Origin of the sequence: Arenimonas oryziterrae DSM 21050 = YC6267 (genome assembly GCF_000420545.1) — a bacterium.
Lineage (GTDB): Bacteria > Pseudomonadota > Gammaproteobacteria > Xanthomonadales > Xanthomonadaceae > Arenimonas > Arenimonas oryziterrae.
Map to the genome: position 1 here is coordinate 444,670 of NZ_ATVD01000002.1, position 14,099 is coordinate 458,768.

10 protein-coding genes are annotated in these 14,099 nt (G+C 64.7%); 2 read left to right on the forward strand and 8 right to left on the reverse strand.

The genetic code is table 11. The features are described 5' to 3' along the window. Positions 1 to 5 precede the first annotated feature (5 nt). Positions 6 to 839: a 3-deoxy-8-phosphooctulonate synthase gene (kdsA, locus tag G467_RS0106825; RefSeq protein ID WP_022968989.1), complete on the reverse strand. Its 834-nt coding sequence runs from the start codon at positions 837 to 839 to the stop codon at positions 6 to 8. Beyond that, positions 836 to 2,494: a CTP synthase gene (locus tag G467_RS0106830; RefSeq protein WP_022968990.1), complete on the reverse strand. Its 1,659-nt coding sequence runs from the start codon at positions 2,492 to 2,494 to the stop codon at positions 836 to 838. The genes kdsA and G467_RS0106830 overlap by 4 nt, the downstream gene beginning before the upstream one ends. 129 nt (positions 2,495 to 2,623) lie before the next feature. On the opposite strand from G467_RS0106830, the gene parE reads away from it, so the two are divergent. Then, a complete protein-coding gene (gene parE / locus G467_RS0106835; RefSeq protein ID WP_022968991.1) occupies positions 2,624 to 4,513 on the forward strand; it encodes a DNA topoisomerase IV subunit B in 1,890 nt (629 codons plus the stop codon). Between the two features lie 66 nt (positions 4,514 to 4,579). Further along, positions 4,580 to 6,520, forward strand: coding sequence for an alpha/beta hydrolase family protein (locus tag G467_RS0106840; protein ID WP_022968992.1), 1,941 nt, complete (start codon positions 4,580 to 4,582; stop codon positions 6,518 to 6,520). A gap of 81 nt (positions 6,521 to 6,601) precedes the next feature. Here the strand turns inward: G467_RS0106840 and hutG are convergent, their stop codons facing one another. The 6 genes from hutG to G467_RS0106870 all read right to left on the reverse strand — a co-directional run bounded on the left by hutG (position 6,602) and on the right by G467_RS0106870 (position 14,072). Continuing rightward, on the reverse strand, positions 6,602 to 7,387 hold the full coding sequence (gene hutG, locus G467_RS0106845; protein ID WP_022968993.1) for an N-formylglutamate deformylase: 786 nt from the start codon (positions 7,385 to 7,387) through the stop codon (positions 6,602 to 6,604). An 8-nt stretch (positions 7,388 to 7,395) separates the two neighbouring features. Next, a complete protein-coding gene (locus G467_RS0106850; RefSeq protein ID WP_022968994.1) occupies positions 7,396 to 8,652 on the reverse strand; it encodes an NAD(P)/FAD-dependent oxidoreductase in 1,257 nt (418 codons plus the stop codon). 39 nt (positions 8,653 to 8,691) lie between these two features. After that, positions 8,692 to 9,993: a DUF418 domain-containing protein gene (locus G467_RS0106855; RefSeq protein ID WP_022968995.1), complete on the reverse strand. Its 1,302-nt coding sequence runs from the start codon at positions 9,991 to 9,993 to the stop codon at positions 8,692 to 8,694. 86 nt (positions 9,994 to 10,079) lie between these two features. After that, the gene (locus G467_RS15755) at positions 10,080 to 11,789 is read right to left on the reverse strand and encodes a DUF418 domain-containing protein (protein WP_022968996.1); all 1,710 of its coding nucleotides are present in this window, start codon (positions 11,787 to 11,789) and stop codon (positions 10,080 to 10,082) included. A gap of 163 nt (positions 11,790 to 11,952) precedes the next feature. Beyond that, a complete protein-coding gene (locus G467_RS17410) occupies positions 11,953 to 13,404 on the reverse strand; it encodes a DUF418 domain-containing protein (protein WP_022968997.1) in 1,452 nt (483 codons plus the stop codon). A 188-nt stretch (positions 13,405 to 13,592) separates the two neighbouring features. Beyond that, the gene (locus G467_RS0106870) at positions 13,593 to 14,072 is read right to left on the reverse strand and encodes an FKBP-type peptidyl-prolyl cis-trans isomerase (protein WP_022968998.1); all 480 of its coding nucleotides are present in this window, start codon (positions 14,070 to 14,072) and stop codon (positions 13,593 to 13,595) included. Between the last annotated feature and the right edge of the window lie 27 nt (positions 14,073 to 14,099).

Here is a 14,099-nt window from a genome sequence, read left to right on the forward strand (position 1 = left end):
GATGCTCATAACTGGGACTCGAGGAAGCCGTTCTTCTTGGTGATCTGGTCGAGCGCCATCAGCGTTTCCAGCAAGGCCGCCATTTTCCCCAGCGGCCAGGCATTCGGGCCATCGGAAAGCGCCTTGTCCGGATCCGGATGCGTTTCCATGAAGATGCCGGCGATGCCCACGGCCATCGCCGCACGCGACAGCACCGGCACGAACTCGCGCTGACCGCCGGACTTGCCGTCCATGCCGCCGGGCAACTGCACCGAGTGCGTCGCATCGAACACAACCGGGCAACCGGTGTCGCGCATGACGCTCAGCGAGCGCATGTCGGACACGAGGTTGTTGTACCCGAAGCTCGCGCCACGCTCGCAGGCCATGATCTGCGTGTTGCCCGTGGCCTGCGCCTTGGCGGTGACGTGCTTCATTTCCCAGGGCGACAGGAACTGCCCTTTCTTGATGTTCACCGGACGGCCCGCGGACGCGACCTTCTGGATGAAATCGGTCTGCCGGCACAGGAATGCCGGCGTCTGCAGCACGTCGACGACCGACGCGACTTCGTCCATCGGCGTGTATTCGTGCACGTCGGTCAGCACCGGCACGCCGAGCTGACGCTTCACTTCCGATAGGACCTTCAGGCCTTCGGCCAGGCCCGGCCCCCGGAAACTCGTGCCCGAGGTGCGATTGGCCTTGTCGAAACTGGATTTGAAGATGAAGGGAATGCCGAGCTTGCCGGTGATTTCCTTGAGCTTGCCGGCGACATCGAGCTGCAGCTGCATCGACTCGATTACGCAGGGACCGGCGATCAGGAAAAACGGCCGGTCGAGGCCGACCTCGAAGTCGCAGAGCTTCATGCACTCACCTCTTTCAACAGGCGCCCGCCGGCCTTGTGCTCGCGTGCGGCACGGATGAAGCCGATGAACAGCGGATGGCCGTCGCGCGGCGTGGACAGGAATTCCGGATGCGCCTGGCAGGCCACGAACCAGGGATGGTCGGGCAACTCGATCATTTCCACGAGCAGGTCGTCCATCGACTTCGCGGAAATAACCAGGCCGGCGTCCTCGATCTGGGTGCGGTAGCGATTGTTGAATTCGTAGCGATGGCGGTGACGTTCGGCGACGACATCCTTGCCGTACATCTCGCGCGCTTTCGTCCCGTGCTTGAGACGGCATTCCTGCAGACCCAGACGCATCGTGCCGCCGAGATCGGATTCCTCGGAACGCCGCTCGACTTCACCGGTGGCCGTGCGCCATTCGGTGATCAGGCCGATCACCGGATGTTCGCAGCGACGATCGTTCTCGGTCGTGTTGGCACCGGTGAGACCAGCGATATGGCGCGCGACATCGACCACCGCCGCCTGCATGCCGTAGCAGATGCCGAAATACGGGATGCGGTTCTCGCGCGCGTGTTTCGCGGTCAGCACCTTGCCTTCGAAACCGCGATCGCCGAAACCGCCGGGCACCAGGATCGCGTCGACGCCGGACAGCGCAGCCGCGCCCTCGTACTCGACCTGCTCCGATTCCAGCCATTTCAGGCGCACCTTGGTGCGCTGGCGCAGACCGCCGTGGCGCAGGGCCTCGCCCAGCGATTTGTAGGCATCCTGGTGATCGACGTACTTACCCACCACCGCGATGGTGACCTCATCGACCGGATGCTCGACGGCGTCGACGACCGCTTCCCATTCGGAAAGATCGGCCGGCTTGACCTGCGATTCCAGACGCAGACGCTCGACGACGATCTCGTCGAGGTGCTGGGAATGCAGCCACAGCGGCAGCTTGTAGATGTTGTCGACGTCCACGCAGCTGATGACCGCTTTCTCGTGCACGTTGGTGAACAGTGCGATCTTGCGGCGCTCGCCGTCCGGAAGCGGTTTTTCGCTGCGGCACAGCAGGATGTCGGGCTGGATGCCGATCGATCGCAGTTCCTTGACCGAGTGCTGCGTCGGCTTGGTCTTGAGTTCGCCGGCCGCCGCGATATAGGGCACCAGGGTCAGGTGCATGAAGATCGCCTGGTCCGGACCGCGTTCGGTGCGGATCTGGCGGATCGCCTCGAGGAAGGGCAAGGACTCGATGTCGCCAACGGTACCGCCGATTTCGACCAGACCGACGTCGAAACCTTCGGTCGCGGCATCGATGCAGCGCTTGATTTCATCCGTGATGTGCGGAATGACCTGGACGGTGCCGCCCAGGTAGTCGCCGCGGCGTTCCTTGCGGATGACTTCTTCGTAGATGCGGCCGGTGGTGACCGAGTTCTTGCGGGTCAGGCGGGTGCGCACGAAGCGTTCGTAGTGGCCCAGGTCCAGGTCGGTCTCGGCGCCGTCGTCGGTGACGTAGACCTCGCCGTGCTGGAAGGGAGACATCGTGCCCGGATCCACGTTGATGTAGGGATCGAGCTTCATCATGGTGATCCGGAGCCCGCGGGCCTCCAGGATGGCCGCGAGGGACGCGGCGGCAATGCCCTTGCCAAGCGAGGACACCACGCCACCAGTTACAAAAATTAGACGCGTCATAAATTTTGGGGGCGCTGGAAAGCCCCATTCTACCGGCTCGGAGCCCCGACCGCACCCTTTGCGGCGCGGCTTGACCCCAACCCGCCCCGGCCCGCATCCTGCCTGCCTTCACGCAAGCCCTTGAGCCACATGAGCAGTCGCTACAACGCCGCCGACATCGAAGTCCTTTCCGGGCTGGACCCGGTCAAACGCCGCCCCGGCATGTACACCGACACCACCCGGCCCAACCATCTGGCGCAGGAAGTGGTCGACAACTCGATCGACGAGGCCCTGGCCGGGCATGCGAAAACGGTGGAAGTCACCGTCTTCGCCGACGGCAGCTGCGAAGTGTCGGACGATGGTCGCGGCATGCCGGTCGACGTGCATCCCGAGGAAAAGATTCCCGGCGTCGAACTGATCCTCACGCGCCTGCATGCCGGCGGCAAGTTCAGCAACAAGAACTACACCTTCTCCGGCGGCCTGCACGGCGTCGGCGTCAGCGTGGTGAATGCGCTGTCGAAGAAGGTCGAGGTGTTCATCAAGCGCGACGGCAACGAATACCGCATGGAATTCCGCGACGGTTTCCGCTCCTCGCCGCTCGAGGTCATCGGCGCGGTCGGCAAGCGCAACACCGGCACCCGCGTGCATTTCTGGCCGGACACCAAATATTTCGACACGCCGAAGATCCACGTCAAATCGCTGCGCCATCTGTTGCGCGCCAAGGCCGTGCTCTGCCCGGGCCTGACCGTGAAGCTGTTCGACGAGGCGACCGGCGAACGCAACGAGTGGTTCTTCGAGAACGGCCTGCGCGACTACCTGCAGTGCGAGCTCAACGGCCGCGAGATGCTGCCGCCGGATCTGTTCACCGGCAACCTGACCAAGGAAAGCGAAGTCGTCGACTGGGCCGTGTCTTGGCTGCCGGACGGCGAACTGGTGCAGGAAAGCTACGTCAACCTGATCCCGACCGCGCAAGGCGGCACGCACGTCAACGGCCTGCGTTCGGGCCTGACCGATGCGCTGCGCGAGTTCTGCGACTTCCGCAACCTGCTGCCGCGCGGCGTGAAGCTGGCGCCGGAAGACGTCTGGGACCGCGTGAGCTATGTGCTGTCGCTCAAGCTCACCGACCCGCAGTTCAGCGGCCAGACCAAGGAACGCCTAAGCTCGCGCCAGGCGGCGGCGTTCATCGAAGGCGCCACGCACGATGCGTTTTCGCTGTGGCTCAACCAGCACGTCGAAATGGGCACGCAGATCGCCCAGATCGCGATCGACCGCGCCGCGGCCCGTCTGAAAACCGAAAAGCAGATCGTCCGCAAGAAGATCACCCAGGGCCCCGCCCTGCCCGGCAAGCTCGCCGACTGCATCTCGCAGGACCTGGGTCGCACGGAAATCTTCCTCGTCGAAGGCGACTCCGCCGGCGGCAGCGCCCGCCAGGCGCGCGACAAGGAATTCCAGGCGATCCTGCCGCTGCGCGGCAAAATCCTCAACACCTGGGAAGTGGAAAGCTCGGGCGTGCTCGCGTCCAACGAAGTGCACGATCTCGCGGTCGCCATCGGCTGCGATCCGGGCACCGAGAACATCGAGGGCCTGCGCTACGGCAAGGTCATCATCCTTGCCGACGCCGATTCCGACGGTCTGCACATCGCCACCCTGCTCTCAGCGCTGTTCCTCCGCCATTTCCCCTCGCTTGTGCGCGCCGGCCACATCTTCGTGGCGATGCCACCGCTGTTCCGCGTCGACGTGGGCAAGCAGGTGTTCTATGCCCTGGACGAGGAAGAGAAACGCATCCTGCTCGAGCGCATCGAGAAGGAAAAAATTCGCGGCCAAGTCTCGGTGACGCGCTTCAAGGGCCTCGGCGAGATGAATCCTTCGCAGCTGCGCGAATCGACCATCCATCCAAACACCCGCCGCCTTGTGCAGCTGACCGTGGACGACCCGGTCCTGACCCGCGGGCTCATGGACATGCTGCTGGGCAAGAAGCGCGCGGGCGACCGCAAGACCTGGCTGGAAGCCAAGGGCGACCTCGCGTCCCTGGAAATCTGACGCGGATCGCTGAAAGTTCGCCTGGATTTGTTAATCTGCGGGGCGCAAATTCCCGTGGAGAACCCGATGACCCAGCAATGGACCCGAGCCCTGACCGCCGCTTCGTTGGCGCTCATCGCGACCGGAAGCCTCGCCCAGACCCCGAAACTGCCGGCGGAAACCTTCGCCAAGCATTCGGAATATCTGTCGGCCGAGCTCTCGCCCAACGGTGACTACGTCGCCGCGATCACCTCCGAGGGCGAGAAGCTCTCGCTGTCCCTGATCCACCTCGACGGTGGATTCGAGACCAAGATGGTTCGCCTTGGGCCCAAGGAAGCGGTCTCCAACACGACCTGGACTTCGGACAACCGCATCGTCATCGCCAAGGCCAGCCAGGGCGGCTACCTCGGCGACCTGCCGCGCGCGAACGGCGAACTGATGGCGACCAATGCCGACGCCGAGAAATCGCTGTACCTGTACGGCTACAACAATGCCCGCGGCCGCGATCAGGGCTTCGGTCAGGTCATCCATGTCATCGACGACGCGCCGGGCGAAGTGCTGGTCTCGGTCAGCGAATACCAGTCGCGTGCGTCCGAGCGCGAGACGGTCATCCTGCGCATGAACACGATCACCGGCTCGCGCCGCGAGATCGAGCGCATGAATTTCGCCGGCGGCGTCATGGCCGACCACAACGCGGTGCCGCGCTTCATTCTCGCCAACGACGAAAAAGACGAGCCGGAGATCCACTACCGCAAGTCGGCCAGCGACAAGGGCTGGGCGATGCTGCCCAAGACCATCGCCGGCTACAGCTTCAGCCCGCTGTACTTCGAAAAAGACAACAACATCGTCATCGCCGCGATCAGCGATCACAAGGAGCCCGACGCGCTGTACCGCGTCGACCTCGCCCAGGGCACCCGCACCAAGCTGATCGGCAACCCCGATTTCGAGATCGGCGGCATGCTCTATGCCGGCTTCGACCGCCGCCCGTTCGGCGTGTTCTACAACACCGGCAAGCCGTCGGTGCAGTACCTGGATCCGAACTCGGAATGGGCGCAGCTGCATGCCGCGCTCATGAAGCAGTTCCCCGGCGAAATGCTCAACTTCACCAGCTTCAGCAAGAACGACCGCAAGCTGATCTTCACCGTCTACAGCGACCGTCACCCGGGTGCGTACTACCTGTTCGATCGCGACGCCAAGAAGATCAAGCTGCTGTTCGAAGCACAGAGCTGGGTCGATCCCAAGCTCATGGCCAGCCGTCGTCCGGTCGAATTCCAGGCCAAGGACGGCACCAAGCTCTATGGCGTGCTGACCGTGCCGAACGGCGTGCAGGGCCCGCAGCCGATGGTCGTGTTGCCGCACGGCGGCCCCTACGACATCAAGGATGACTGGTCCTACGATGCCGATGCGCAGTTCCTGGCCAACCGCGGTTATGCGGTGCTGCAGGTCAACTTCCGCGGCTCCGGCGGCCGCGGCGTCAATTTCGTCGAAAGCGGCTACCGCCAGTGGGGCAAGCTGATCCAGGACGACATTGCGGACGGCGCCAAATGGGCGATTGCGCAGAACATCGCCGACGGCAAGCGCGTCTGCATTTATGGCGCGAGCTTCGGTGGCTATTCCGCGCTGATGAATCCGATCCGCTATCCGGACCTTTACCGCTGCGCGATCGGCTACGTCGGCGTCTACGACTTGTCGACCGAGTGGAAAGCCGGCGACACCAACGACACCGTGCAGGGCCGTCGTTTCCTCGAGCGCGTGATCGGTCATGATCCGGCCGAACTCGACGCACAGTCCCCGGCCAAGCACGCCGATGCGCTCACCCTGCCGGTCATGCTGATCCACGGCAAGGACGACTGGCGCGTTCCGATGGAACAGTTCGACGCCCTTTCCACGGCGTTGAAGGGCCACGGCATCGGTTTCGAATCGATCGTCAAGAACGGCGAAGGTCACGGCTACTACAAGCTGGAAAATCGCGTCGAGGTCTACGACCGAATCGACGCCTTCCTGCAGCGTTACAACGCACCGAAGTAATCTCGCGCTTCCCGCGATGCATGAAAAACGCCCCGGACTCCGGGGCGTTTTTTTGTCCGCCGTTTCCGAAAAAACGGGTGGTCAGTCCGACCCGCGCAATGCCGCGGTCAACAGGCGGAAGATCAGTTCCTGGGTGGCTTGCGCGAGGTCCGGCGCATAAGTCACCGTGTCCTCGTCCATATACGTCGTCTGCGCAAGTTCCAGCTGCACCGCCTCGATGCCGAGCGCCGGCGCGCCGTAGTGACGCGTGATGTAGCCGCCCTTGAAGCGTCCGTTCACGACCCAGGATTTCTCCGACTGCGCGGTCAGCACCGCCTGCATACGCCGCTGCGTCGCTTCGCTGCAGCTTGCGCCATTGGCGGTGCCGAGATTGAAATCGGGCAAGCGACCCTCGAACAGGAACGGCACCTGCGACCGGATCGAATGTCCTTCCCACAGCAGCACGCGGCCGTGTTCGCCGTGCAGGCGCGCGATCTCGCCGGCCAGGGCATCGTGGTACGGACGCCAGTACAACTGCACGCGCTCGGCGATTTCCTCCGGCGTCGGCAGGCCGCCCTCGCGATACACCGCTTCGCCGCTGAACTGCACGGTCGGACACAGGCCGGTGGTGTTCTGGCCCGGATACAGCGAGACATCGTCGGGCGAACGATTCAGATCGACGACGTAACGCGAATACCGCGGCACCAGGATCGAGGCCCCCATCGCCCGAGCGAAGTCGTACAGGCGACTGACGAACCAGTCGGTATCGGGCACGCTGCGAGCGCTGCCGGTGAGGCGCGCGGCGATCTCGGGCGGCAGTTGCGTGCCGTCGTGCGGCAGGCTGATGAGCAAGGGGGCGGTGCCGCGATGCAGGGTGTAGATGTCCATGGACGGGCCTAGATGGCGAAACGCAGGGGCGAACTGGGCGACGGATCGACGATCGGCGTGCGTTGGCAGATCAGGTCGGCGAGCAGATGGCCGGTCGCGGTGCTCATGCTCACGCCGAGCATGCCGTGGCCGGTGGCGAGCCACAGATTCTCATGCCCGGGCGCGCGACCGAGGATCGGCAGGTCGTCCCAGACCATCGGGCGCCAGCCATACCATTCTTCGCGCTTCTCGGCGCCGACTGGCTCGCGCAGGTAGTCGCGCGCGCCACGTTCGAGCGCGTCCAGACGCGTGCGGTTGAGCGTGCTGTCGTAGCCGGAGAACTCCATCGTGCTGCCGAGACGGAACCCGCTATCCCAGGCCGTGACGCAGACGCTGCGCTCGCGCAACACGATCGGCACGCGCGGCGCCAACGCCGGACGCGAATAGGTGATCGAATAGCCCTTGCCCGGCTGCATCGGCAGACGCAGTCCCAGTTGCTTCAACAGCAGCGGCGACCAGGGGCCGAACGCCGCCAGCACCTGCGCACCCCGCCGCGGGCCCTGCGAGGTCTGCACGGCCCGGAGCCGTCCGCCGTCGCGCTCGAATCCGACGACTTCGACGCCCTCTTCGATGACGCCGCCCTGCGCGCGCACGCAACGTGCGAGTTCGGCGACGTAACGATCCGGGCGCAGATGCGCATCGTTCGGAAAATGGATGCCGCCGGCCATGCCCGGCAGCAGGGCCGGTTCTGCGGCCGCGAGTGCGGCGCCGTCCAGCACCTGCGCGGCGATGCCGAAATCGCCAAGCACCGACAGCTCGTCGCAGGCGCGCTCGAAGGCGCGCGCATCGCGATACACGTAGCGCAGCCCGGATTCGGCGAATTCGCAATCGAGCTGCTGCGTCGCGACCAGATCGGCGAGCAGATTCCGTGAGGTTTCCAGCAGCGACGATCGCGCACGCGCCGCGCGATGCCAGTCGGTGGGATTGCAGCGCGTGGCGAAGTGCACCAGCCAGCTTGCCAGGGCCCAGTCCAGGCGCGGCGGGATATACAGGGGCGCATCGGGCGTGAGCATCCACTTCAGCCCTTTCGCGACCATGCCCGGCGCGGCGAGCGGCGGGGCGTGGCTGGGCGTGATCGTGCCGCAGTTGCCGTGCGAGGTGGCGGCACCGGTACGGCCGCGCTCGAGCACGCGTACCGAACGGCCCGCCTGCAGCAGATAGTGCGCACAGGCCAGGCCGATCACGCCGCCGCCGAGGATCAGCACATCCGAATCGTGTTCCGTCATGCCGCCATTGTAGGGGCGGTCCGCGTTTCGGTCAGTGCTTCAGGCGACCGCGACCTCGCGGCGCAGCGCCGGCCACTGCCAGTACGTGATGGCGCGCCACAGCCATTCCATCGGCCCGTATTTGAAACGCGACAGCCACCAGCGGCTGAACACCAGTTGCAGGGCATAGATCGCCAGCACCAGCCCGACCTGTCCGGCGCGACCGACCTGTCCCCAGAGCCCGAGGCCGTAGTGGAGAAACAGTAAGGTACCGAGCACTGACTGCGTCAGATAATTGGTCAGCGCCATGCGCCCGGCCGGCGCCAGCCATGCGCGCAACCCATCGCCGGCCGGCCCCTGCAGTGCGAGGACCAAGGTCGCGCCGTACGCCAGGGCCAGCATCAGTCCCGAGGTCAGATAGCAGACCATCATCACCGCCGCCGACAGTCCGAACTGCGGCACTTCCAGCACGGTGCCCTGGCTGATGCTGATCGCCATCAGGGCGAAGCCCAGCGGCAAGCCGATATTGCGAAAGCGTCGCAAGGCCGGCAGGTGATTTTCCGGCCGGGACACGACGCCGCTGCGTATCAGCGCCGCGCCGATCAGGAACACGCCCAGCAACAGGAACAGGAAAAACGGCAGCGTCCCCAGTTGTTCGACCGTGTCGATCACGCGCTGCCCGACGGCATCGGCGTAGCTGCCCTGGCTGTAGGCCAGCTGCGCCTGCTCGCGCATCTGCGCATGTTCGGCGATCTGCTTGCCGCGCTCGGCCACGGCGGCCGGATCGGCGGGCGCCAGCGAGCCCAAGGTGCCGAACACCAGCATCATCAGCAGCGGAAAGGTGTACAGACCCAGGCCCCAGCGCGCGAGTCTGGCGGCTGGCATCGGTTCGGGTTCCGCACCGCCGTGCCGCCAGCGCAGAAAAGCGTGCCGCAGCGAGCGCAGCACCAGCAGCGCGAATGCCCCGATCGCATAGCTCACCAGAATGTCGCCCGACCAGATCAACAGCGCATGCACGCTGCCGATCAGAAGCAGGCCCAAGCTGCGGCGCAGATAGGCGGGCACGAAAGCCCGTCCCGCCCGCGAGGCACGCTCGATCATCACCGCGAAGCCCATGCCGAAAAGCGTCGAGAACAGCGTCCAGAATTTGCATTGGACGAAGAAGTAGACGAAGGCGTCGGCTGCGTAGTCCAGACCGTGCATGGTCGGGTCGATGCCCGCGCGACCGATGTCCTGCAAGGGTCGGCTGAAGAATTCGACATTCATCAGGAAGATGCCGAGCAAGGCGAATCCGCGGACGACGTCCATGGCGTCGATGCGATCGGCCCCGGTCACCGGACCTAGTTTTCCGGATTGATCCATGTCCCTGCCCCGTGCCTGGTTGGCCTCGGGGCATCATTTCCCATGCCTGTCCGCGCCGCAAGTCGGGCACGGACGGCGCGGCCGACTCAGTCGACGGCGACGCGGCGCATCGCAGGCAGTTGCCAGTAGGTGATCGCGCGCCACAGCCATTCCATCGGGCCGTAGCGGAATTTCGACAGCCACCAGTGGCTGAAAGCGATCTGCAGCGCGAACACGGTGAACACGAACACCACCTGCCACGCGCGACCGATGCCCCAATAGCCCAGGCCGTAGCCGTAGAACACGGTCGTACCGATGAGCGACTGCGTGAGGTAATTGGTCAGCGCCATGCGCCCGGCCGGCGCGAGCAGGCGGACGTTCGAGAAAATGCCGCGGCTGTGCAGCATCACCACCATCAGGCCGACATAGCCCAGACAGGCCGGCAGATTGCCGATCAGCGTCATGCCCATCGCCGTCTGATACATGCCCTGCGGCAGGTCCGGACTGTTGCCGGTCGCGATCGCACTGCCGATCAGCCCCAGACCGCAGCCGATCGGAATGCCGAACAGCGCGAGTTTGCGGAACAAGGGCAAATGCGCGGCCGTGTTTTCCATGATGCCCGAGCGCACGAACCAGGCGCCGAGCAGGAACATGCCGACGATGACGATCGCGAAACCGGCCTCGCCTGCGGCATGCTCAGCGAATTCGCCGGCGCGCAGTTTCACCGCCGAAACATAACTGCCCTCGGTGAGAATCTTCCGCTCTTCCGCGATCTGTTCGGCCTGTTCCTTCAGGCGCTTTTCGCGCGCAGCCTTTTTCTCGGCGCGTTCGGCGGCGGCTTTCTTGTCGGCGTCCGCCTGTTCCTTGCTGACCGGGGCCTTCGCCGCCGTCGAGTCGCTGGCGCTCGCGCTGATCGCCGGTTTCGCGGCGGCATCGACATCGGCAGGCTTGGGACCCAGCCATTGCGCGAGGCCGAACGAGGTCATCATGACGAACGGAAACAGATACATGCCGACGCCGAGACTGCGTTTGCGCTGGCTGATCGGGTCGTGGAATTTCGCGGAGAGCACGCCGAAAAGCGTGAGCACCGAAGCAAAGATGGTCAGCGGAATGCGTGCCTGTGCGGGCGGTCCGATGCCCAACCAGGCCAATGCAGCGACGATAGCCACCAGCAAGGCGATCGTCAGCATGATGGCCGAGAACACCGGCACTTTGCCGCCGCTCGGCAGCTGCAGGCCGCGCTCATTGCGCAGGAACAGGGCCGCCGCGCCCATCAGCGCCAGACTCGCTGCCACCTGGAACACCGGATCGCCGCCGGGGATGAATCCGATGCCGATCAGCGCCACGAGACCGGCGAGTATCCAGTACCAGCGCCCGTAGATCACGATGAGCAGCGCCGTCGCGCCCACGGCGTAACTGAAGAGGATGTCGCCGCCCCAGATGAAGATGTGGTGGATCGTGCCAAAGGCCGCGAGTGCTGCGATGCGTCGCAGATAGGGGCGTAGGAAATTGCGTTCTGCGCGTTCGGCACGCGTGAGCATGACCGCGAAGCCCATGCCAAACAGCAGCGAGAACATCGTCCAGAACTTGCCCTGCACGAAGTTGTAGATCAGCCAGCCGGCCAGCCAGTTCAGACCGGTCGCCGTCGCCGGCAGACCTTCGCCGAGCGCGGCGAGCGGTCGATTGAAGAACTCGATGTTCATCAGGAAGATGCCGACCAGGGCAAATCCCCGGACGACGTCGAGCGCCTGGATGCGCTCATTGCTGGCGACCGGCGCAAGCACGGTCCCGGCGGCGGAGGTGGCGGAATCTGACATGGTGGTCCCCTGACGATGACTGCCACGATAGGCGGGCCGCCAAGCCGAGCCATGTGGCAAAGGTCCCTGGGACCTCAGACAGGGTCGGCGCTGGCGTCACGTACCAAAGAAAACGCCAGCGACCCTTCGGCCGCTGGCGTTCTTGGTTTCCGCGACCCGGCGATCAGTCGCCGGCGCGACGCAGCATCGGCGGCAGCTGCCAGTAGGTGATCGCACGCCACAGCCATTCCATCGGGCCGTAGCGGAACTTCGCCAGCCAGAAATAGCTGAAGATCAGTTGCAGCGAGAACACCACCGCCACGAACAGCACCTGACCCGCGCGCCCCACCTGGCCGTAGTGGCCCAGACCGTAGCCGGAGAAATACCAGGTGCCGATCAGCGACGCGCAGAGATAGTTGGTCAGCGCCATCTGACCGGCGAACCGCAGCGGCGACAGCACCTTCTCGCCGATACTGGTGCCGAGCAGGCAAATCAGCGTCGAGAAATAGCCGATGCACATCGGCAGCATCGCCCACTGGAACAGGATGCCGGTGATCATCGAGGTGAGGTTGCGGTCGGGACTCGGCGTCGACGACGGATGCAGCAGCACGCTCGTCAAGGTCATGGCCAGGCCCAGAGGCAGGGTCCACGAGGCCAGTCGCCGGAACATGGGCAGATGCCGGCGCCAGTCCGCCATCACGCCTGAGCGCACGAACCAGAAACCGATGAGGAACATCGGCAGGGCCAGCATGCTCAGACCCGCGGAACGCGGGAGTTCTTCCATGTACTTCTCGCCTCGGAAGACCACCGACTCGGCATAGGTGCCCGTGGTGAAGATGCGGGTTTCTTCGGCTGCGTCCTTGGCACGCTCGGCCATGCGCTCGTCGAACTGTTCGTGCCGTTTCTGCACGTCCTGCGCCGTTTCCTTCGGCATGAGCTGTGGTGCGGCGCTCATGACAACCCAGCCGAGCAGGCCCAGGGCGAAGAAGACCGAATACAGGCTCGCGCCCCACTTGTAGTAACGGCTGAGCGACGCGTTCTTGCGATTGAGGAAGAACATCAGCAAGGCGACGACCAGCAGGACAAACGCGGTCATTCCCGCCGCCTGCATCAGCGACTCATGACCGGTCAACTGCATAGCGACACCCGCCACGGCGACCGACACGAACACGCCCGCCCAGATCTTCCAGCTCCGGCTGGTGATCAGCAGCAAGGCGAAAGCAGTGACGGCGTAGTCGTGCAGGATGTCGCCGGTCCAGATCAGCACGAAATGCGCCGATCCAAACAGCAGCAGGCCCGCGATGCGGCGCAGGTACGGCGTCATGAACGCGCGATCGGCGCGTTCGGCACGCGTGAGCATCACTGCAAAGCCCATGCCGAACAGCAGCGAGAACAGGGTCCAGAACTTGCCCTGGACGAAGGTGTAGACGAACCAGCTCGCCGCGTAGTCGATGCCGGTCTGGGAGGCGTCGACGCCGGTGCCCAGGAAGGTGATCGGACGCGTGAACCACTCGACGTTCATCAGGAAGATGCCGATCAGGGCGAACCCGCGAATGATGTCGAGGGCGTGGATGCGCTCGCTGCGACTGACCGGAGCGAGCCCGGATTCGGACGCGCTGGAAGCGATGTCTGACATGGTGTTCCCCTGGTTGGTGCGCACACAGTAGGCAAGTCCGGCCAAGCCGCCATGTGTCAGAGGTATCGGAACCCCGACCCGGACCGCACCGAGCCTACGCCTTTCGTCCGCAGGGAACAGCTAACGCAGTGCAGCAAAAAAAACGGCCCGCGCAGGCGGGCCGTCTGTTTGCGCTGCAAATCCGCCGATCAGTGCTGCACGCCACCGTCGCCATGGACGTGACCGTGTGCCTTCTCCTCGTCGCTGGCGTCGCGCACGTCGATGATCTCGACGTCGAAGTCCAGCGTCTTGCCGGCCATCGGATGATTGAGGTCGACATCGACCACGCTCATGCCGACCTTGAGCACGGTCATCGCGCGCGGACCCATGCCGGTCGGCAGCACGACCTGCATGCCCGGAACGAGTTTGGCGTTCTTGAAATGCTTGCGCGGCACGCGCTGGGTCATGCCGTCGCGACGCTCGCCGTAGGCCTGGTCGGGCGTGATCGTGACCTGGAAGGTCTCGCCGGCATCGCGGCCGATCATCGCCTTCTCGAGGCCCGGAATGATGTTCTGGTGACCGATCAGGACCGCCATCGGATCGCGATCACGCGACGTTTCCAGCGAGGGCTGGCCCGATTCGGAAACGGAGTAGTGGAAACGCACGACGCTGTTTTCTTCGATCTTCATTGCTGGTTCCGGAGGGGCCGGCCGGGA

What these genes read in the sequence shown, in the direction of transcription:
- kdsA (WP_022968989.1), bottom strand. Translation starts at nt 839, where the DNA reads ATGAAGCTCTGCGACTTCGAGGTCGGCCTCGACCGGCCGTTTTTCCTG.
- G467_RS0106830 (WP_022968990.1), bottom strand. Translation starts at nt 2,494, where the DNA reads ATGACGCGTCTAATTTTTGTAACTGGTGGCGTGGTGTCCTCGCTTGGC.
- parE (WP_022968991.1), top strand. Translation starts at nt 2,624, where the DNA reads ATGAGCAGTCGCTACAACGCCGCCGACATCGAAGTCCTTTCCGGGCTG.
- G467_RS0106840 (WP_022968992.1), top strand. Translation starts at nt 4,580, where the DNA reads ATGACCCAGCAATGGACCCGAGCCCTGACCGCCGCTTCGTTGGCGCTC.
- hutG (WP_022968993.1), bottom strand. Translation starts at nt 7,387, where the DNA reads ATGGACATCTACACCCTGCATCGCGGCACCGCCCCCTTGCTCATCAGC.
- G467_RS0106850 (WP_022968994.1), bottom strand. Translation starts at nt 8,652, where the DNA reads ATGACGGAACACGATTCGGATGTGCTGATCCTCGGCGGCGGCGTGATC.
- G467_RS0106855 (WP_022968995.1), bottom strand. Translation starts at nt 9,993, where the DNA reads ATGGATCAATCCGGAAAACTAGGTCCGGTGACCGGGGCCGATCGCATC.
- G467_RS15755 (WP_022968996.1), bottom strand. Translation starts at nt 11,789, where the DNA reads ATGTCAGATTCCGCCACCTCCGCCGCCGGGACCGTGCTTGCGCCGGTC.
- G467_RS17410 (WP_022968997.1), bottom strand. Translation starts at nt 13,404, where the DNA reads ATGTCAGACATCGCTTCCAGCGCGTCCGAATCCGGGCTCGCTCCGGTC.
- G467_RS0106870 (WP_022968998.1), bottom strand. Translation starts at nt 14,072, where the DNA reads ATGAAGATCGAAGAAAACAGCGTCGTGCGTTTCCACTACTCCGTTTCC.